The sequence below is a fragment of the Pseudomonas sp. PA-6-3C genome (assembly GCF_021605825.1).
Lineage (GTDB): Bacteria > Pseudomonadota > Gammaproteobacteria > Pseudomonadales > Pseudomonadaceae > Aquipseudomonas > Aquipseudomonas edaphica.
The window spans coordinates 180,979-202,416 of record NZ_WKDV01000003.1; the positions used below are offsets into that span (position 1 = coordinate 180,979).

16 protein-coding genes are annotated in these 21,438 nt (G+C 51.6%); 5 read left to right on the top strand and 11 right to left on the bottom strand.

Going from position 1 to position 21,438, the window contains the following annotated elements:
• Positions 1-275: 275 nt before the first annotated feature.
• From GIW48_RS03980 to GIW48_RS03990, 3 genes are all read right to left on the bottom strand, one after another.
• Positions 276-1,559, bottom strand: coding sequence for a hypothetical protein (locus GIW48_RS03980; protein WP_236460152.1), 1,284 nt, complete (start codon positions 1,557-1,559; stop codon positions 276-278).
• A gap of 119 nt (positions 1,560-1,678) precedes the next feature.
• Positions 1,679-2,992, bottom strand: coding sequence for a PDDEXK-like family protein (locus tag GIW48_RS03985; RefSeq protein WP_236460153.1), 1,314 nt, complete (start codon positions 2,990-2,992; stop codon positions 1,679-1,681).
• A gap of 393 nt (positions 2,993-3,385) precedes the next feature.
• Positions 3,386-3,643 carry a hypothetical protein gene (locus GIW48_RS03990; protein WP_236460155.1) on the bottom strand — a complete coding sequence of 86 codons (258 nt, stop codon included), beginning with the start codon at positions 3,641-3,643 and terminating at the stop codon, positions 3,386-3,388.
• 117 nt (positions 3,644-3,760) lie between these two features.
• On the opposite strand from GIW48_RS03990, the gene GIW48_RS03995 reads away from it, so the two are divergent.
• The 4 genes from GIW48_RS03995 to GIW48_RS04010 all read left to right on the top strand — a co-directional run bounded on the left by GIW48_RS03995 (position 3,761) and on the right by GIW48_RS04010 (position 8,483).
• Positions 3,761-4,633: a helix-turn-helix transcriptional regulator gene (locus tag GIW48_RS03995; protein ID WP_236460157.1), complete on the top strand. Its 873-nt coding sequence runs from the start codon at positions 3,761-3,763 to the stop codon at positions 4,631-4,633.
• A 135-nt stretch (positions 4,634-4,768) separates the two neighbouring features.
• Positions 4,769-5,800 carry a hypothetical protein gene (locus tag GIW48_RS04000; protein ID WP_236460159.1) on the top strand — a complete coding sequence of 344 codons (1,032 nt, stop codon included), beginning with the start codon at positions 4,769-4,771 and terminating at the stop codon, positions 5,798-5,800.
• Positions 5,801-5,812: 12 nt separating this feature from the next.
• Positions 5,813-7,411: a hypothetical protein gene (locus tag GIW48_RS04005; protein WP_236460160.1), complete on the top strand. Its 1,599-nt coding sequence runs from the start codon at positions 5,813-5,815 to the stop codon at positions 7,409-7,411.
• Positions 7,412-7,763: 352 nt separating this feature from the next.
• Positions 7,764-8,483, top strand: coding sequence for an SDR family oxidoreductase (locus tag GIW48_RS04010; RefSeq protein ID WP_236460161.1), 720 nt, complete (start codon positions 7,764-7,766; stop codon positions 8,481-8,483).
• Between the two features lie 220 nt (positions 8,484-8,703).
• Here GIW48_RS04010 and GIW48_RS04015 read toward each other — a convergent pair whose 3' ends face one another.
• Positions 8,704-9,480 (bottom strand): class I SAM-dependent methyltransferase, encoded by a 777-nt coding sequence (locus GIW48_RS04015; protein ID WP_137220439.1) that lies wholly within the window; start codon positions 9,478-9,480, stop codon positions 8,704-8,706.
• Between the two features lie 105 nt (positions 9,481-9,585).
• Here GIW48_RS04015 and GIW48_RS04020 point away from each other — a divergent pair, with 105 nt between their 5' ends.
• Positions 9,586-10,479 (top strand): LysR family transcriptional regulator, encoded by an 894-nt coding sequence (locus GIW48_RS04020; RefSeq protein WP_137220440.1) that lies wholly within the window; start codon positions 9,586-9,588, stop codon positions 10,477-10,479.
• 318 nt (positions 10,480-10,797) lie between these two features.
• On the opposite strand, the gene GIW48_RS04025 is transcribed toward GIW48_RS04020, so the two are convergent.
• From GIW48_RS04025 to GIW48_RS04055, 7 genes are all read right to left on the bottom strand, one after another.
• Complete coding sequence (locus GIW48_RS04025) at positions 10,798-13,896, bottom strand: TrlF family AAA-like ATPase (RefSeq protein ID WP_236460162.1); 3,099 nt, start codon at positions 13,894-13,896, stop codon at positions 10,798-10,800.
• Positions 13,897-14,146: 250 nt separating this feature from the next.
• A complete protein-coding gene (locus GIW48_RS04030; RefSeq protein ID WP_236460163.1) occupies positions 14,147-14,596 on the bottom strand; it encodes a hypothetical protein in 450 nt (149 codons plus the stop codon).
• Entirely contained in the window at positions 14,596-16,596 is a 2,001-nt protein-coding gene (locus GIW48_RS04035) for an integrase (RefSeq protein WP_236460164.1), read from the bottom strand. Before GIW48_RS04035 ends, GIW48_RS04030 begins: the two co-directional genes overlap by 1 nt.
• Positions 16,589-18,136, bottom strand: a complete 1,548-nt coding sequence (locus GIW48_RS04040; protein WP_236460165.1) for a site-specific integrase — start codon at positions 18,134-18,136, stop codon at positions 16,589-16,591. Before GIW48_RS04040 ends, GIW48_RS04035 begins: the two co-directional genes overlap by 8 nt.
• Positions 18,133-19,377: a tyrosine-type recombinase/integrase gene (locus GIW48_RS04045; RefSeq protein ID WP_236460166.1), complete on the bottom strand. Its 1,245-nt coding sequence runs from the start codon at positions 19,375-19,377 to the stop codon at positions 18,133-18,135. The genes GIW48_RS04040 and GIW48_RS04045 overlap by 4 nt, the downstream gene beginning before the upstream one ends.
• Positions 19,378-19,506: 129 nt before the next feature.
• Positions 19,507-20,034: a single-stranded DNA-binding protein gene (locus GIW48_RS04050; protein WP_017135971.1), complete on the bottom strand. Its 528-nt coding sequence runs from the start codon at positions 20,032-20,034 to the stop codon at positions 19,507-19,509.
• A gap of 9 nt (positions 20,035-20,043) precedes the next feature.
• Positions 20,044-21,438 carry an MFS transporter gene (locus GIW48_RS04055; RefSeq protein WP_236460167.1) on the bottom strand — a complete coding sequence of 465 codons (1,395 nt, stop codon included), beginning with the start codon at positions 21,436-21,438 and terminating at the stop codon, positions 20,044-20,046.

Below are 21,438 nucleotides of genomic sequence, written 5' to 3' on the forward strand. Positions count from 1 at the left end.
GCTGCGGGCCAATTTTGCCGAGTGCCAGCCAACGCCTGTCCGGCAGATGGTCGTGCGTCCTGGCGAACTCGCAGCATTAGAGTTTCTCGAAGGCCAGGGTGTTGCCCTCGTTCATCAGGTCGATTCGACTTGAGAAAGTTTCGGGTAGATGGCGATTTTGCTGTATTGATTGTCTACGGTGAAATTTGCACTGACTTGCCCACCTATTTTCATTCGATCTGACCAGCCATTTGCATCGGTTTTGTCCAGACCGCTTCACGACCATAACCCCCCCATCACATCAGCAGCTTACGCACTATATTTTCTTCTGTGTTCTTCTCAATAGCGATGAAATTCTTCAGAAGGTGCTCGTCCACAGATGCTGTAGTCGGGTGGTTATATCCTTGGTGTGTCCCGGCAGAGAAGAACGCGGGAGATCCGGGCACACAGTCAACAACAGACCTCGCGCTTGCTAAATCCCCGTGATGGGGAACAATTACCGCACTGTAGATCTCGCTGAGCAGTTCCTGAATGCCCGTATTGGCATCGGTAGCAAACCGATGATAAGCGTAATCACCTGGGGCTAAGGCAAGCTTGCCGCCTTTGTAGAACGTAGTAACCAAGCATTGGCCATTGCTGTCTGAGTGGCTAGGATCGCTCCGATAAATGCGAAGAAAAGCGTCTGCGGCAAGCCTTATGAAGGTGTCACTTACTTGAACAATTTTTTTCTTAATATTTTTGTCATTGAAAACTGGTGGCCGATCACCTGAAGGTACGTAGATGTTTTTAATTTTATTCCTCAGCTTCGTATCCCACGCTAGAATTCTCCAATGATCCGAATCAAAGTGCGACATTAGGAGGTTTAGCTCCTTCAATTTGTCCGTCACAAGGTGTAGATCGTTACTCAATGTAGGGTATTTAGGCCGAAGGACCGGTTTTCCTGCCCCCATATCAAGAAGCATTCCCCACGTGCCGTCGTGAACTATTGAGCACATTCCCTGACCTACATGAAATGACTCTAATACGAAGTCGCCACCGAAATATTTATCCTCCAAGCGCAGATCCAATGAAGCGGTTTGCGGGTTATCCACAATCCATTGTCCGGACGAGATCAGAGATGATCTTATAGAGGAAAGCGACTGGTTTGGTGGCCTGACGTCCAACCCTGGCTCCTCAACAACTCCAAGCTCTTTTATTTCAAAATATCTAGGTGGATCCTCCGAAAATGTTGAGTAGAGGTAGTTTCGCGCATAATTACTCGGTTCGATGCGTAATGCATACCATCGATTGTGTTGCTCTGGGAGGCTCTCGAAAGCATATATAAAATGCCGAGTATCTCTATTAGGATTTCGTTTGTGAAGAATCTCTGCAAATTTCCATAGGTCAACATCCACAATAAATGTCTCGACACCCTCATCATGATTCAAAATATTTCGGTTCGCGGCCTCTATACCTATGAATCTTACGCACAAGCCTCCTTGCAAATAATCTTTGGTTGCACGAAACGTATCGACCCTACAATAAAAAAGATTGTCTTCTGTATATTCTTCTGACGGTGCACTTTCCATAGCTGCTTCCATAGCTGCTCTCTTCTAAAATCGTAAGCATTCAAAGACACGTAACCTTGTTGCATTACAGTCGGTCGTCACCGGCAGAAATTGGCTGGGTGCCTCCGGTCACGACATGCGACTTTAGACGCTCATGGTGCCTTAAGATATTCCTTGAGTCTTTGTTCTAGTCTTTCAATGGTTTCCGCGGCCACAGCTATGGCCTCAGTGGGCGTAACATGCTCAGCCAGCATGATGCGCCTTCTATCCGAACTGGCGCGCTTGCCAAGCTCTTTAAATTCAGGCTCAAAGTAATCGCGCAATGCAACTTCAGAGCATGTAGATGGATCGAAGGCACTTTTCACCCAAACGAGTTTTACATTGAATTTAGGAGATTTAGCTGTTGAAATTTGATTTAGGCGATATAGATCAATATAAATCGCCCAATGGTCTTCCCGTTCAATTTTCTGGGCCGATGGAGGCTTTATGACAAACCAATAACCACCTTCTTCAATACAGCCCACAGGTAACGACGGCATCGCTTTTTTTAGCTTCGGCAGGATGCTAGCCACACCTTTAATGCTTATTAGCTTTTGGCAGACCACTTTGTGTTGGGCCAAGAAGAGGGTCAATTCACCTTCATGCCCCTCCAGCGTTGATGAAACCCAGCGATCCATCGCGGTTCCGCTAAGCTTACGGAGGCACTCTATAACGGTTGGGTGAGAAAGTGCTAAATCCGCCATTATTTCGGCGATTTCCTTTCTCGCTGGATCTTCCCAATTTGTGACACTTTGACAGTAGGCTGCAAGCATTTGTGCTGCTTGATTTCCCCGAGTAAGGTTGTGCCGTGCTCGATTAGCAGACAGCTCTAGCCATTTATAATCCATTAAAGCCCATCGCTTACCCAATGCGCCGAGCTGTTCTTCTGTATAAGCCTCCAAGTCTTTGTCTAGTACAATGAAAGCAAGGTGATACTCAGAGAAAACCTTTCGAGAAGATAGCTGAGCTTTGACTGCGGCCACATACTTTTCAAGTTGGACAGCATTAAGCGACGCCTTTACCTTGTTTTCTATAGTGATAAGGATTTTGTTTTGGGGGTCGACCAAAAATAAGTCAAGCCTGCCGTTTGCAGTACCATCGTCCACTTTGATACTTAGCTCGCGCGTCACAAACGCGGCGCCGAAACTTGTAGTTCTAATTCGCCCAGGTGTCCATTCGGCGAAGAACTTCTTATTGTCGTAGGTGCAACCCTCGCTAGCTGCGTATGCGCTTTCGAGAAAGTCACGTATCACCGCATCACCTTGTGCATGGCCTTCATTGGGATTCATGCACCATGCAAGCATACTCGAATTTTGATTTTCGCCGAGCTTAACAATATCGAAAATGTTATTTGAAATTTTATTTAGTTCAATTAGCTCAAGCAGCTGCGGATCTCTCAGAAAACTGTATAGCTCATGTGCGTCCATGTCTAACCCTGTATTTGCAATCTGCCGACGGCGCAAATCAAATTCATCAATTGCCTAATAGTATCATATGGCCACTGCCGTGACCCATGCTTGAAACCCGTCTCGGCAAGAAGCTTTTGCCCGACGACTGACGAATGCGAAAGGCAGCTTTGGGTCGATTTCAGCCGGTCGTGGCAGACAGAAATCGGCCAGACGCGGACGTTCGACTTGGTCCGCTGTCGACTGTGGATTCAACTGCTCGACGCAACGGATTGGCTACTCCCTCATTCATATCTACATGTTTTTGCAAACCACGACCGTGCAAGTATTCCCTCCGCATAGGCTCCGCATCAGTCCCAGGGCATCACAACATGCTCCAACTATCTCGACCATGCGATAGCCTACGGACAGTACTCATTTGGCTTCGGGCAACAACTCCTCCAGCAACGTTACCTTCCTCTGCAACTGATCCACATGCGCCCTCTCAGCACGTAGAGCCGAACGAAGCTCCTTGTTCTCCGACTCATGAATGCGCGCCCAGCGCAAAGTCGTACGGCAGTTGACAATCGTGCCCCACACCTTTTGCAACTCCAGATAATGGGCCAGCAGCAACAAAGCAATCACTACCATCATCAACAGGGCCGCTGTCGAAATCACATCCGTCGTAGTCATGTTCAATCCTTTCGCTAAGTCATTTGTTCCGAAGACAGCCAAAGAATATGTAGTGTTTTATTACACGTATAGATTGTAGACTTGTACAGGTAAACAAACCACGCACATGGACGGGCCATGAAACGTACACAAGAGATCAACCAGGTCCGCTGGGATCTGGCACTTCGCTATCGTTTGATCGAAACCGTGGCTTGGTGGGAGGGCCGCCTTACCACGGGCCACCTGATGCAGAGCTTCGGCATCAGCCGCCAGCAGGCGTCCAAGGACATCAACACCTACATCACCGAACATGCGCCTCAAAACCTTACATATGACAAGCAGATGAAGGGGTATGTACCGAGCAAGCACTTCAAGCCGCTGTTCATTGAGGACAGTGCCAATGCCTATCTGCAGCTGCTGAACCAGACCCACTCCCGGGCGCCGCATGTGGAGGGATTGGCACTGGCTTATGCGCATACCAAAGTACTGGAGGTACCGGACCGCACGATTCGTCCGCAAGTACTGCGGCCACTGCTCAAGGCGTGCCGCAATGGCGAGGTGATCGCCATCGAGTATGTGTCGCTGTCCAACCCCGTGCCGGAGACGCGGCTAATATCACCGCATACCCTGGTCTACACGGGCATGCGCTGGCATGTGCGGGCTTATTGCGAGAAGAATCGCAAGTATCGGGATTTTGTGTTGAGCAGGTTCCGGGGGGAGCCGGAATTCGAGCGGATGAGCGAGAACCTGATCGGCGAGGATGAGGAATGGAACACCCGTGTCGATGTGGTCATAGAGCCGGACTCGCGTTTGAAGCTCGAGCAAAAGGCAATCATTGAGGTCGACTTTGGGATGGAGCACGGTGAGCTGGTGATACCGACGCGGTGTGCGCTGGTGGGTTACGTGTTGCAGCGGTACCAGATCGATCCAAAGAAGCTTGAGCCCAAGGCGTCGGCACAGCAGATTGTGGTGAAGAACCTGGAGGCGTTGAAGCCTTGGCTTTATGAGTAGATACCATGCAAATGACGGGTAGCCTTCGTATCGCAAGAACAGAGGCCATTCGAAAATGTCACTGCAGGCATATTGACACCATGCACACCCTATGGAGAATCACAGGCACTTTTGTCCACCATGGATGGCCTGCTCATGTATCGACGTATCTTCCTGCAATCGGCTCAAGGCTTCGGTGCCAACCTAGTTAGCCACGAGAGCGAACCGATGGTCCGCAACACATTGAGCTGCACCTTTATTTTCTCGTCCATCGGCGACGCCCTATCCCGAGCTTACGACTCGGCCAAGGAAACCGTCAGCGACGTGGCTGACAAAGTGGCTGATACCGTCTCCGATGCGTATGACGCCACCCGAGAAACCGTTGGCAATGTGGCCGATGCTGTGTCCGACACCGCCTCCAATGTCTATAGCTCCACTGTCGAAACGCTGTCCGACGCGGCAGAAACAGTGGGTGACGCCGTGTCCAATGGCTACGACGCCACTCGCGATTACGTGGGCGACGTGGTCTCCGGTGATAAGGAAATAGACTACCTGAAAGTACTCGGCGGTGCCGCGATCGGCGTGGGGGCCATCGCGGCAGCCCCCTTTACCGGCGGCGGATCGCTGGTCGGTGGCGCTACCCTGCTGGGGTCACTGGCCGGGGCCGGCACCATCGCCGCTGCCGTGGGCGCTGGTGTTGCCGGTGCCGTGGTGGCAGCGAATCTGGACGGAGACGAGCAAGCACGCAAGGCCGGGTTCGATGCGGGCGTCAAGCAAGCCAAAGCCGAGCAACTGGCTGAGATCTCGGTGCTGAGAGACCACCTCGAAAAAGCCATGGAAAGCCTCAAGGCAGCCGGCAATCACTTCAATGCAATCATCGCCCTGAACGCCGTGGCAATCGCCACCGCGCAATGCGACGGCGATATCACACCATCGGAACGGGCAAACATTGAGCTTTTCATCAATGGCCTAGCCGCCGACGCCATCCCAGAGGCGGTCAAAGCCAAAATCGAGTCCCTCTACCAGCAACCGCCAACGGTGAAGGAAGTCTTCGAGCTGGCGAAAAAATCGGGCATGAGCCTGTCCATCTTCGACGAAATCATCCACCTGGTAGTGCTCTCGGACGATATCGTACACCCGCAGGAAGCGGCTTTCATTCAAGCCTGGAACAGCCAGAAAACCGCGTAAGGAAAGCGCCCGATGAGCAAGCTCGAACAGTTCAGAAAACAGCAGGCCTTGCGCGAGCAACTGGCCAAGCGCCCGCTGCTTCACGCCGCTGCCGCTCCTGAAGATGTAGCAGCGCTGCTGGCCATGCGGGCCGACAGCGCACGTCTCGCCAGCCTGGACTACCACGCCTCGTTGAGCCTCACGCTGCAGGCCGCCCCACAGGATGCTCGCGAGCTGCTGAGAGAGCTCGAACAGGAATTCGACCAGTCTCGGGTGAACGAGCTGCTGTCCAAGGCACAGCGCGACATTATTGGCTCCATTGCCGGTCCACTGGGACTGGGTAAATTCCTTGCGGTGTACGACAAGCAAGGGGGTAATGTGACGACCGTTCACAATGCCCAGCAGGACATCTATGCCAATCCTGACGAAGAAAAATACAACCGTGACCATTACGACAAAGGCAGGAACAGCGACGGCAAAAAATTCTCTGGAGACAGCAATTCTTCGGTAGGCGCCAGCTTCACCAAAGGTCAACTGGACAACAAGGGGCAACTCACCGACGGCTACACGGGCGAAACGGTGATGGGCAAATACACTAGCCCCGACCACATCGTGCCGCTGAAGACTTACCACCAAAACGGTGGGTTCATGCAGTCAAAGACCCAGCGCGCCGACTTCGCGACCGACGCCGAGAATCTCATCTCCACCCAGCGCAACATCAATATCTCAATGAGCGATGATGAAAAGCTGGTGTGGCTGGAAAAGAACTCGAACGGTCGCAATGTTACTAACGAAGAATATTACGGTGTTGATCGCAAGCGCGTAGAGGCAGCACTGGAACGAGGCCATGCGACTGCCGAACGCCACGGCCCGAGCACCTCGGAAAAAGCCGCCTACTACACCGCCCACGCCGCCCAGATCGGTGTGACCGAAGGCTTGAAGATGGGCACTCAGCAAGCCTTCGGCATGCTGATGGTCGAACTGTTCAGCAGCGCATTGGACGAGATCAAGGACCTGTACCGCAACGGCCGCCAGAGCGACACCATCCTTGCCGAACTGGGCGAGCGCCTGAAGCGCGTGGGCATCAAGGTAGCGGCTAGGTGGGAACAAATGCTCCACAGTTTCAGCGGCGGCTTCATTTCGGGCTTCGTTTCCAACGCAGTGACCGTGATGATCAACCTGTTCGTCACCACCGGCAAACGTGCCGTACGGATGATCCGCGAAGGGATCTTCTCGCTACTCAAAGCACTGAAGACCTTCTTGTTCCCGCCCAAGGACATGACCTTCGCTCAAGCGGCACATGAAGCCTTAAAGTTGCTTGCTGCAGGCGGCGTCGTGGTGGGTGGCGTGGCCCTGGAAGAGGCTGCCGAGAAGCTTATTCTCGGGGTCCCCCTGTTTGCACCGTTTGCTGGTGTGCTGACAGCCGTGCTAGTGGGGGCGGCGACCGCGCTGAGCATGACTTTTGTCTGCTACCTTCTCGACAAAATCGATCTGTTTGGTGTGATGCGTGCTGAGCGGGACAAGCAGATGATCGGGGCGCTGGATACGCGTATTGATACGCAGATGACGCTGTCGATGTGCGTGATTGAGGAGTTGGACGAGTATTTGCTGACTGCGCCATCCCCGGCTTGAAATACTGCTGCGCTGGGGCGTGTTTATCACAGCTCCAGAGCAGCTTGTTTCCTAACCTGTCGATTACTTCGCCCATCCCCTAATTGCCCGCCATACTGACGTTTCGGGCAAGTCCAGTCTCTTAGCCGAAAGTAGTCCTACGCGACCGTCTGCTTTGGGTCGTTTTCTGCCCCCCCGTGACAGGCAGAAAACGGCCATTAGCAGACGTTCGCTCTGCGTCCGCTTCCGCCCTACCGAGAGGATCACCAGCATTTTCCTACGAGTATCAGGAAAGAGTACCCTTGTTTCTAGGCGATTAATCGTGTGCTTACATACACGCTACGCGGTGGCCGCGTAGGTCAAGGAGGCAATAATGAGAACTTTGGTAGTCGGGGCGAGCAAGGGGTTGGGCAGAGCTCTAATTGACGGATTGGGCGAGCATGGGGACACCTTGATAGGTGTTTCTCGCACCCGCCCCGCGAACCTTACACATAACGCCGGTATCGTTGTGCATTGGGTAGAAGCAGACCTTGGTGAACCCGTAAAGGCTGCTCAAATAATCGAGCAGGCCGTGGTGGATGACGGGCTTGATACGCTGATCTACAACTTAGGAATATGGGAAGAGTTTGCCTTTAATCCCGCATACAACTTCCTGGCAGATAGCGACGACCAAGTGGAAGCTATTGTAAGTTTTAATATCACCTCGACCATTATGCTGATAAAGCGGCTGCTCCCAGTTCTGCTCAGAAGCGCTAATCCAAGGATCATATTAACTGGTTCAACTTCTGGCTTGCCGCAAAGTGGTAGACCGGAAGTCACTTTTGGAGCCTCGAAGTTTGCGTTGCGTGGTATCGCCGATGCATTGCGCGAAGGTTACAGACAGCAACGCCTGGGCGTGACCTGTTTGAACATAGGCGATCTAAATACCGAAGACTCAATGAGCACTCCGAGGGGGCTTGCCGAGCAACGTGGTGAAGGCTACTTGATTCCTGTACATGACGTCGTACAGGTAGTTCGCATGACCTTGAGCCTATCTTCAGCCAGCTTCGTTAAGGAGCTCACCTTGCCCGCGATATTCAATGAGCGCTTCTGATCGGCCAGTTCCTTAGGAATAGGATGCCAAAAAACTAAGTTCGGCTGACGTTTCTATTGAAGCTTACACTGCCACACCAAACTTTAAACAAACTATTGGAAGAACGGTGTTTGGATAGGTTTGGACGTCATCAATGGACTGGATGCGTCCAAACAGTAACCAGTGGGCAGTAGCCTTCGCCCCAGAGCGGTCACTCACTAATTTAAATTAGTAAGCCAGCCTAAGGTTTCTCAGCAAGCCATAATGTCCAACGGTCCATTTCTTTGATCGGCTTATCAGTATCGACACGGGCACCAATGAATGAAATCAATTGGGTCAATTCTTCATCATCAAGTTCGTGCAAAATGGATCGGCCGGTACGGTTGCGCAAGTCAGATTCCAAGTCTTCAAAATTATCGTAGTTCTTTCTGATTTCCCAGAGCTGGATAGCCTGTGGGTTTTCAAACCCGACCTTCAATAAGGCGCTTACAACTCGATCATCAGTAGGCCTTCGGCTGGCTTCAATTTCCAGTAGTCGAGGAAAGCATTCAAAAAAATACCCGCGAATGTGCACAGGCGACCCGGCGCCGTGCGCGTCATCAGGCGTGCGATCCTGAATGAGCAGCTTCCCGCCAGGGGCAAGCACGCGAAAAGCTTCGGAAAAACAAGCGTCGTAGTCTTTGAGGTGGTGAATAAGTGCGCGCTCGAAAACAATATCCATGCTTTCATTCGCCAAGTGCGTGTTCTCAGCGGCGCCCACTTGGAAGGAAACTCCAGGCTGCCCTGCTGATTTTTCCCGAGCGGCGGCGACCATCTCGGCGGAAAAATCGACGCCAGTAACCTGGCTAGCTCCCAGCTTGCTCCATGCGATGGAGTAGATCCCGCCCCCGCATCCGACATCCGCCACGCGTTTACCTGATGGGGCGAGCATGGAATTAATAGCCGTTGCCCATCCGCTGTCGGCGTCTCGGGTGGCATAGGTATACCTGTTGTTACTGGAGTGGAAGTCGATGCTCATAACCAAACCCTGCAAATGATTGCGACTACAAGATGGTATGGACGCTCCTGCGCAATGTAAAATATATCAAAAATATCACAAGCATATATAAAAGGTATTGTCACCATGGAGCTTCGTCATTTGCGCTACTTCGTTGTGGTCGCCGAAGAAGAACATATGACTCGCGCAGCGCAGCGCCTCAATATTCAGCAGCCGCCACTCAGCTCACAAATTCGGGATTTGGAGCGCGAAATGGAGGTGCAACTGTTCGACCGCACCCCTCGCAGCATTCGTCTCAATGCAGCGGGCCATGTGTTCTTAAAGGAAGCTCGAGAGCTGCTGACCAACGTAGATCGGGCGGTCATGCGGGCACAGCAGGCTGCTCGCGGTGAGTATGGACGGATCGCTGTTGGATATACGAGCTCCGCATCCTTGCACCCAAAAGTTCCTCAGCTGATACGGGCATTTCACACAAGATATCCAACGGTCGCGCTTGATACTCACGAAGATACAACGCGGGATTTACTTGACGCGATGTTGGAGGAGTCGCTTGATGCTGTGTTTGTAAGATCAACAACTCTGCGATATCCCATGCTGAAATCGGTTGTACTGTGTCAAGAGCGCATGGTAGTCGCGTTGCCGGTTGGACATCATCTGGCGCAGGAATCCGGTCCCATTGCTTTGTCAGCTTTGAGAGCAGAAGGCATTGTTCTTTATCGGCGAGCTAGTGGACCAGGCATCCAGGACGTGCTTTTTGCTGCCTTTTTAGAGGCCGGGTTCGCGCCGCACATCGTAGCCGATGTACCGAGATTGCTTTCCGCAGTAACGCTGGTTGCAGCGGGCAAGGGGATCACTATCGTGCCTGAGACCTTGAGATCGTTGCATCGAGAAAGTGTGAAATATCGTTATCTTGATACTCAATCCAGCTACACGGTTCCTCTCACACTTGTATATCGACATGCGCCAGAGGACTCACCGCTATATCGGTTTGTTCAGATGGCTCACGAGGATGGCAAGTAATCTGACTTTCAATGAACCGCTCCTGATTTTGTAGAGAATTGAAGGACTGCTTCTGGCCGATTTCTGCCCTTCACGAAGGGACGCTAGGAGTCGACTTCTGCCAATCAGGGCCACCCAGTGTGCTGGTCAAATCCGATGCGAACGACTGGCCGTTACCCAAATTGCGAGCCGTCTCTTGGTATGGTCAGCATCCCGACTGCCTGGTATTGGTCCAAGCTGTGTGAAAACGTTTAGGGGCAGACAGTCTCCCAGAAATAATGCCGAAACCACGCCTCTACTTAAAATCCGACTCAGCCACTGAGAAATTAAGCAGGGCGCTCATCGATGATATTTGAACCTGCGGTTATCGAAGGCAGGCTTCGTCCCCTCAAGTACCTTCACCACATGCCCGTTGATAGCAGGGCTCTCGATGGCTCCCGCGGTGTAGGAGATTTTTTGGCTGTTTGCTCGATCAAAATGAGACCAGATGATTTGCTCCGCATCGCAGACAACCGCAAGGTTCGGGTTGTGCGTAACCATGATGATCTGCCGACGCTTCTTAGCCTCGGTGAGCACTGGCACAAGAAGACTCACTACAGTTTCGTTGTCGAGGTTTTCTTCCGGCTGATCCAGAATTATTGGGTTGCGCCCCCTGTCCACCAGCAGATAGAAGATCAGGAGCAGAGCCCCCCGTTGACCGGGCGAGAGCTGCTCGATTTCAGCATCTTGGAAGGTCAGTGAGTACCGTGGTTCCAGGTAGGAAAGATCAAACAGGAGGTCATAAACCTCATTCGCACTCTTGTCCTTACGCAGCATTGAATCGATGCCGTATTCAACCTTGTCGCCAATCGTAGCGGCCGCAGCTGAGATCCTGTCGTGCAGCGCCTGGACAAAAGCCACAGCCTCTTCACGATTGTCGAAATCAGCAGCTTCGCCCAGTCGGCGGACTGTGTTGAGGCTCTCGTCGTCGCCTCGGAACTCTCCGACGTTCTGCTTCAGTAGGGAGAAGAGGCTGGTAGAAAAAGCGTCGATTGAGCCGCCGAGCTTCGCCTTGAACTGGAGCTTGTACTCCTCGCGAATCAGACTGTTCCCCTGAATTAGCTCTTGAACCGGCTTGAACAGTGCCTCCCTGGCTCGTCGCTGAGCATCGAGGATGTCGTAGAGCTCCCCTGCCAACGCCAGTCGAACGCTTCGATGCGCCTTCAACAACTCTGGTAGAGCATCTATTTGAGCGATCCTAGCCTCCAGTCCTTTCACCGTTTCTGGAGAGTCACCAGCACCAACAAGGTCCAGATACTTCTTCTGCCACTCTTGGACTGCGAGCAGATGATTCTGATAAAGCAGCTGAGCTTGATCCAACTTCGCTTTAGCCTCGACTTGCTTCCCTACGAGTTCCTGGCGCTCACCTTCCGCTGCGGTGGCTCTAATGCTAATAGTCGCTTGCTCAGCCAGAAACGCTTCTTCGAGCCGGCCCAGCGTACCAAGATTTAAGTCGACTTTCGCCAAGTCGGTGACAGCCAATCCCAGTAGGTTGAGATCTTTACTGGTGTCGATCACGAACTGGTCGTAGGTACGCTGGAGCAACCGGACTTGCTCCCTCACGTCCTTGATGGCCTTGCTCTTGGCCGCTAGCTGTGAAGCCTTCTCATTAGCTCTGCTATGTTCATCTTCCAAGCGTTTGAGATTTGCAGCGATTGCCTCAAGAGCCTCGGCCGTCATTTTCTGCTCAGGTGACAGCTCAGCAGAAGGCTTTTCAATCGCCGTTGGCCTCACAGCCTCGTGCTCCGATAGCTGCCGTCGCTTGAGGGTCAGTTGTTCCGTCAGGCTTTTCTTAACTAAAGGATGGAGTTGGTTTTCGTACGTAGCGATCTCAAGATTGACCCGTTTCAGATCCTTACGAAACTCGTTCAGCTGAAAGCGGTACGTACTTTCCTGCTGCTCAATCAGCTGGTCGAAATCCAGTGCGCCTAAACGAATTGCATCATCGGTATGTGAGAAAATGACCGCCCTAAGCTCATTTTCAAAAGCGTGAGATTGGCCAGTAACATGTGCGTTGCAGAGATCTTCGAAGTGTCCTTGAGGGATATACCTCACCATCTCGACCATCTCGGCGGGCGGGTCCGCGTTGAGATTGCAGGTATTAATGGTTCCATCATGCCAGATGATGAAACCCTCGAACTGTCGAGCAGGCTCTCCAGCCTTCCCCCGGAACCGCTCCTTTCGAAGGAAGGAGAAGTGGTTGGTCTGGCGCGAATGGCCCAACAGAGCCAGGACGTCAGCCAGAGCGCTTTTGCCACTCCCCTTGTTCCCAATTATGGCGACAAGATCGGAGTTCAATGGAAGCTGGACATCGCCCAGCCAGTGCGAGGCCAGTGCAGACCCATGCACCTTGCTGATAATGACATGGTCGATGAAATATGTTTTGTTGGCCGCGATATGATCGAGCTTGGGAGGTGACATCCCTATGAATGAGCGCTTTGCGGGCTCTAGTATTGCTTGCTGCAACCCACGGAATGTGGGGTCAGCCTTGATCCAAGTTTTCTTGTCTGACGGAAAGTCGCCGTATCCACGACGATCATTGCTTCCAGGAATACCAACAAAGCAGTGCGCATCACTCCCGGCCACCACTAGGCGAGAGACATCTTTCAATCCCTCTCTTATACCAGCATAAAACTTGGCGTTACCTGGTGTTTCTTCTCCGACAAAGGCAGCACGGACATCTAGATTTCGACTTTCGAAAATCGGAGAGCATCGCACCAGTCCAATGAAATAAGCGTAGTGATCTGTCCATCTGACATCGCTCAGGCCATCGTTCGTATCGTATGGCATGAAGCCGATAGCTTGCTCATCTGGAACTTTCGCGATCGCCTCTTTGTAGCTGTCACAAGTCAACTCGGCGATTTTAGCACCAGCTATGTAGGCCTGCGCATCATCTGCTGCTACCTGCTCAGGCTTGAAGCCGTGATGCCTGAGGAGTGCGTCCGGGGCTTGCTTGGCGAAATCAATGAGAGCCCCGTCTGACAATGGCCTGCTGTTTTCGGCTAGTCGGAGGTGGGATAGAAAATCTTTGAGGATCTGATCTTCAAGCTCATTGGAGAACAGAACATGAGCATTAAGGCGCCCCTTCATAGGGGCAGCCAGCCTTAGCTCAATCCCAGGGAAGACAGTTTTCGTTAACTTCGGGGCGTCCGGCTCACTCAATCTGCGTTTCAGTGCAAACCACCCGTCAAACGTCCAATAATCCATCAGCGCAAAAACATCAGGCTCCGCCTCATTCAGCGCCTTAATCATCTCATCCACAAGGACACTGTTAGCAGGCGAACCCGGGGTCTTCCGATCAAACTTCGTCCCGCTCCACTCGAATGACGCTGGAGTGTGAATATGCAAATCCCACTGCCGCCACTCTGAACCGCGCTCACTGCCGCTCTGAATCGCCATTGCTCACCTTCCTTTGCGTGGAACTGCCCGGTCCATTTCGTTTACGCGCAAATGGATACCCGATGGTATGTCGCGCGGCTATTACCGACAAGTCGGCCATTGTTAGGCATATCTCTTTCGGCTGAGGACGCGAAGATTTTTGCTGAACGGTTCAAGCCATGGATCGATGAGCTATACGACGGTGAGGCCCTGAAATTGCCCGTATCCCCTTAGCGATCACTCCTGCCAATAAAAAAATCCCACAACAAATCTACTTCTCAGCCATAGCGCGCCTTTTCCGTACAATTTTCGCAGGAGCGTCAGACCTTTCTCGATCAATGGCCGGCAAAGGCTTTTCTAACTGGGACTCGTGAAGCCCTGCATTAGACGCGTTATATTGCCAGACCAAAAAACGGCGAAGCAATTGAACATTCTGCTTCTTTACCACCTCTAGCTCAGCTTCCAGCCTTTTAATTCTCTCACCCGCGATTTTAAGACTAGATGGAGAAGGAACTGTTTTGACTTCACTTTTGGCTCGTTGCTTGGCAGAAGTAAACGCATTTTTAATAGATTGATTGGATGACAGAGACTGGCGCGTAGGCACTTTACCAACCAGAGGTTTAACTTGCTGACATAGTAATTCCCAACTTAACTCACCTTCCCAAGCGTAAAGAGTTTCGACTATCGCCTGTATATCAACAGCTGTCAGATGCTTCGCCATTACATCCTCTCCAGCAAGGTAGTTAAGCGACTAGCAGTCGTCTCATCTAGCTGACCTGAAAACTTATCACCTCGCACCATTAGTGCTCGTGTAGCATGGCTTGGCGAATAGTTTTGCTTCAATCGAATAAAGGCGTGTTCGTTTACGTTCAAGTCGTCCATTATACTAACTAACTCACGTAACCGAGCGGCCGACAACAGATGGTGTTCATACCAACGGTCCGCACCGTAGTGCCCCTCGTTCATTGCCGCCTCGGACTCAATAAGCTGCTCCTCAATATCACTTAGTTCTAATTTAAGCATCTCAGCACTTGACGCTCTTTTCTCACAAAGGTGTTCATCGCAATTCAGACAGTCGCGGAACATCCCACAAGGTGCGGCGGAAAAATCATGCACACAAAAACCGTATCTAGTTTTATGGATAGCGCCTTTGGGGGCCAGATCATAAGCAGCTCGGTCAACTGGCTCACAGTGAATCAAGGTAGACTTGTCGTATGCTAAGGATGCCTGAATTTTTTCGTACTTGTCTGCTAACTCAGACGCAGAAACATGGTTGTACACCCTATTCTGCTTGGGATCTGCCCGCCCAGCGAACCTAGCAATCTCATCCTCGCTCATCCCCCCTCTGTGGCCCATGGTATCAATCATATGTCGCATCTGATGAGTTGTGATTTTCATTTCACTACCGTCAGAGTGTTGGAAACCGAAACGCATGAAGATACTTTTGTGTAGTCCTTTTTCCACAGAGTGTCTTGGAGACAAGTCGTTATTCACAATATTGACATCAGGTCTCCAGGGAATAACACGCAGAGTCCCCCTTCGACTATGCAAAGCATTGTCCTGCATGGAAAAAAGAGCGTTACTATATTTGATACCCGCTTGTTTATTAACCCATGGAAAATCTTCGGGCATACGACTCTTTATTGCAGACCAAAGATTATCAATGGTAAGAACCTTACTTCGGTCAAACTTATAAAGATAATAGATTCTTTGGCATGAATCGCTATGATCGAGATGAAAACCCAACGCCGCGCAAGCTTCGATCTCCGTAATTGGCATAGACCTATCATTGCATGGGAAGTCAGGATGCATATACATTGAGTCAGGATTATTCTCCAGCCATAAGGCTAAAGCTCGACCTTCCTCAGTGAGCATCCTAATTCGCGAAATAGCTTCTTGAACCACTGAAACCATTACACTTGGAACCCATTTGACGTTGCCACCAAACCCCTTTCCAGAAAAAAAACGCAGGCCATATACGGAATTACCATCTTTGTCCGTATCATGAACCTCACAATCGGCAGGTAGCTCTAAGACCTCAGTGATCCTCACCGAACCGCTCATTAGCAGCGAAAAAACGCTGGAGGTAAAAATGTCCTTTGGGTCCTCACTTGAGGTCGAAAAGATATCGGCCATTGCCAGAACGGCTTCCGGGGAAGGAAGCTTCCTATCTCTTTCCTCTCGGGCTTTTTTACCGACCCTATCACTGTCTTTTGGTCTTAAAATCGGGTTTCGCCAGTCGCCGCAGGCTTTGCTAACGAGCTTATTCGCAGACACAAATTTGGCTAAACGCTCCAACTCTCTGCCACATTGATAGGCTGTTTTGTCGAAATGCTCTCGTGTGACTTCCACGGCACGGTCAAGCAGTGTGGTGTCAAGCGCCACTATATCGGGAGCCCCACCACGTTCAGAAAGCACAAACTCAAGCACCTTGAGTGCTTTACTTTCATTCTTAGTACCCGTCGGATTATGACCTTGCTGGTAGCGAAAGTAAGCTTTGGCAAAGGAAATAAAGGGTTCGTCCATTCGGTCTTCAACCGAGATAGATCGTGAGCCAGAACCAAGCTTCGTGAAATTGGCGACTTTCGGCCATAACCAATGATCCCAATTCAGATCCGCCCCAAACACGGTAAGATCATCTCGACATTGGGCGATGAATACTTCTAGGTTTTGCCTCGCATCTATCTCAACTCGACTGGAAAAATAAAATAGTTCACTCATTGATCATCTCCCGCTTGCGATCATCACACTTTTGAATGACCTCAGCGACTGCGACTATAGTACGATCCAATACAGCGGCCACAGTTAAGTCTCCAGTTTCACGCAAACATCGCTCACGCTCTTCCAGCAACTCTAAATACAACTCTTCGTGCGGCCCGTCTACCCACGGTTGAAAGCTAACGCAAGTGTAACAAGGCCTAGGAGCGTTCATACCGCAGTATGCAAAGCTACCACAAGTACCTACACCACACTTTCGGTGTTTAACACGACTTGCAGGGTCAGCCCCCCGCAGAGCATCAAGCTCGGAGTCTACAAGATTTCCGGAAAATGCCTGAGCATAGCGAGCCAACTGAAAACCAAGTGCTTCATCAATTTTTTTCAGATGTTCTGGGACATTCAATGTGTAAACGCCAACATGCTGGGTATCAGAATGGTCTAACAGCTCTGCAATAATGTATCTACTCATTCCCTCACGAGCAGCACGAGTTCCCAACGTGTACCTGAAACGCTTAGCGAATACATTCAGTTCTTTATCCGTACGGTGAGATTTTATTCCCACCTTAACAACTGCGCGTTTAATCGCTAGGTTCACGATTTCTGTTCGGGCATGTAAGCTCTCACCAGATAGTGCGGCTGTGAACTCGGCTTCACATGAATATTTCAACCATTTACGTTTCGCAGGAAACAAGGGCACAAGCCCTTTCTGCACGTCACTCAGACTATAATCGTTGTCTGCTAGTGTCGCGTAGAGCTTATTCCTATGACTGCTCAGTACCTCATAGAGTTCACGCGTCAACTGGAATGTTTTGAACTCATCTCGAAACTCTCCTCCCTCTTGCTTAGCTCTTGGGATGTGTAAGAAATAAGTTGAAATTCCATCTTGCGAAATAACCTCCACGAGGTCTTTGCATTTGAGATGAGTAATTTGTACCGGTCTTCGTCCCGTACAACTGACTAGCAAACATATCGCCAGATCATAAAGCGTTAAACGGCCACCCTCGTATGCAAAAATGGCGCCTTCGTTATATGCAGAAAGTTCAAAATCAGAAAGTGGTCCCTCAGTGGAATCTAGACGTTTGACAGCCTCTCCCTTAGCGCCACCTGGCAGCTTCCAACTATCGACCATTGCAACGAGATCTTTCGACACTCCTGGATAGCCAAATGCCAACCAGCGGCGAAGAAACGGCCTTAGTCGATGAAGATGATCATAATCGCCATCTAATGAAGACTTGAAATTTATCAACTGATGAGTATCTAGTGTGCCGTTAGTTCTCGAAAAATAAACATAAAGCGAGTTCGCAACGCTTAGCGTTGTACCTCCAGAGAATGTAGTAGCATAGTGCTGCAATAACCTCTTCACATAAGATTTATACTGCTCAGGAGTACGCTCCATCACCAACTGTATATTCAAACTATTATCTTTAGATAGTTTCCAAATAGGCGTCGCCGTATGGAATTCGTATCCTAAGACCGAGCGTAGAACTTTACCTTCCACATCTGACACGTTGCTCGCGGGGATAATCGTGTAGGGCGCGCTCATTTATTGTCTCCTTTAATCGGCCGAAGTCCTTTTTGTTGGAGCTTGAAGCTCACCTCCGCTGCTTTTTGCGCTACAAACCGCTTCATATATGTTGCCGCCGTACCGCTCCCGAAGCTCCATCCCATTAGCTGGGAGCGTAATTGCTCTTCTTCGGCAGGAGACATCCCAATTTCATCAGATAGCTCCGAGAACCGGTGATTCCAGTAGTGCCTCAAATCATGCCCAGAGAAATTTTCAAGGGGGGAAATTCTTTCTCTAATAGAGCTGACAACATCCTTATAACCAGAAATAGTCAGCGGTAGACCCTGAGTAGGGCCAGCCTTATGTGTAACGAACAGAAAACCATGCTGACGTGCGCCTGGAACCTTTCTTCGAAAGTTGTTTATATAGTCAAGTAAGTCACGAGCAAGGGAAGACTTAACAACCAACTCTCTATCTCTTGTTTTCACAAGTGGTTGGTCAGCGCGCGGATCGCTTTTTTCGTCGGCACGCCTCATTATGTAGATTCGATTTTTACGAAAATCCACATCTTCACATCGCAAGTTTAATAGTTCACCTCTGCGAATACCCAGCTCGTATAAGACAGTAAGCATCACATGATTACGAGCCTGGATGCCTTCATCCTCCCAGATATTGAAATCCGAGCCTGGCCTGAGAAGCTCCTTCACCGCAATGGCAGAAACGGTGTCCAGGCCTTTCTGGCGATTGAGAGTATTTCTGTTCTTATTGATAGGGCGGATGTCTCTAATCGCCTTAAGCACGCCTCCCAACCGCTCTGGATCGGCTGGGGCTTTCAAATACCTACCAGCGAGCCATTCAATGTATTTGGCAGCAACGTTCACACGAGCGTGCACAATTTCCTTCGAAACATACACTCCCACCGCAAAGCAACTTGGCACTTTCCCGGCGGCATCAGGTAGGAGTCGTTTTTGCAAATCGCCTCGAAGGCTTTCTATCTCGTGGGACTCAAGCAGACATCCCATTGAAAAGCGATCAATGAGATCTATACGCCGCTCCTCCAAAATCTGGAGAAATACGCATATGTCCCCTGCCACATTCGCAATTGTGGATGAGGACAAGCTCCTATTCCGTACTTGGGTGGTCAGGTAGAGGTTCGGGTAGTAGAGAGGCATCCCATCGAGATCAACGACAACACAGCTACGCTCCCCATCTTCAAACATGACGCTCTTAGCCTTCGCAACTCTCCGAGGCATGTTGATCGAAGTTTTCTTTACATTCATGTCTAGCTATCCCCCTGCGCCGAATACCCGGCGTTTATTTTACTTTTTCAGGGGCCAATAAAAAGCCCCAAGAGCTTGCGCCTCGGGGCTTTCAGGATAAAACTTTACACTTTTAGTCTAAGCCGTATCCTAGAACGGGATATCGTCATCAAAGCTGTCGAAATCCGGAGCCGGCTGTGGCGCGGCCTGCTGTGGAGGCGGTGCCTGGCGCGACTGTTGCGGAGCCGACTGCTGCGGGCGCGGAGCCTGCTGGCGTGGGGTCGGAGCGGACTGCTGGTAGTTATTGCCCCCGCCCTGTTGGTCGCCCTGCTGTGGACGGCCGCCCAGCAGTTGCATGGTGCCTTGCATGTCCACCACGATTTCGGTGGTGTAACGCTTGATGCCGTCTTTTTCCCACTCGCGGGTTTGCAGTTTGCCTTCGATGTAGACCTGCGAACCTTTGCGCAGGTATTCACCGGCGATTTCTGCCACCTTGCCGAACATCGACACACGGTGCCATTCGGTTTTCTCGACCTTCTGGCCAGTCTGCTTGTCGGTCCACTGTTCGCTGGTCGCCAGACTCAAGTTGGTCACGGCGTTACCGTTAGGCAAGTAGCGAACTTCGGGATCCTGGCCGCATGTACCGACCAATATGACTTTGTTAACCCCACGGGCCATAACGTTCTCCTAGGCTGGGCGCGCTGTCGGCACTGGGTTGACCAGTTGCTCGAGCGTCGCGCGATCCAATAATTCGGTGTCTAATTTGATGTAGATGGCGGCTTCTTCTGCAATAACCACGGCATCTGTAACCCCGGTAACGGCCTTGAGGCGCTCAACCAGACCGGCTTCGCGGATCGCTTCTGACGATAACGGCAAACGCAGGCTCGTCACATAGGGAGGTTCGCGCATGGTAACAGCAAAGGCCAACCAAAGTGCAGCCAGCCCGGCGCATCCGAGGAACACAACCGACAAACCGCCATGCTGGAACATCCAGCCGCCCATGATGCCGCCAAGCGCGGAGCCGAGGAACTGGCTGGTGGAATACACCCCCATCGCCGTGCCCTTGCCACCGGCCGGTGAAACTTTACTGATCAGCGAAGGCAGCGAAGCCTCCAGCAGGTTGAACGCGGTGAAGAACACCACCGTGCCGATTACCAGCGCCCGCAGGCTGTCGCCGAACTTCCAGAAGAATAGCTCAGTGAGCATCAGCGTCGCGACGGCGCCGAGCAAAACTCGTTTCATTTTGCGTTTCTTCTCGCCATAGATGATGAACGGGATCATGGCGAAAAATGAAATCAGCAGTGCGGTGAGGTACACCCACCAGTGCTGTTCCTTGGGCAAACCGGCTTTTTGCACCAGTGCCAGGGGCAGCGCGACGAAGCTGCACATCAGCATTGCGTGCAACACGAAGATACCTAAATCCAGACGCAGCAGGTCCGGGTGCTTGAGCGTCGGCAACAATGCCTTGCGTGCGACGCCGGACTCACGGTGCTGCAAGGTGCCGGTGGAGCGCGGCACCATGAAGGCCACGATCACGATGCCGAACAACGCCATGCCGCCGGTGGCGAGGAACAGCCCGTGCAAACCGAAGGCACGGGTCAGCAAGGGGCCGACGACCATCGCAACGGCGAATGAAAGGCCGATGGTCATGCCGATCATGGCCATGGCCTTGGTGCGGTGTTGTTCGCGGGTCAGGTCCGAGAGCAGCGCCATCACCGCTGCGGAAATCGCCCCGGCGCCCTGTAGGACGCGCCCGGCAATCACCCCCCAAATAGAATCAGACTGGGCCGCGAGCACGCTGCCGAGGGCGAACACGATCAGCCCCAGGTAGATGATGGGACGACGGCCGATACGGTCGGAAATGATCCCGAACGGGATCTGAAAAAGCGCCTGGGTCAGGCCATAGGCGCCAATCGCCAGGCCGATCAGTGCGGGGGTCGCTCCTGCGAGATCCATTCCATAGGTCGCCAGCACCGGCAACACCATAAACATGCCTAGCATACGGAACGCGAACACCAGGGCCAGACCGCTTGCTGCTCGGGTCTCGCCGCTACTCATGCGTTCGCTGTGGGGATCGTGCAT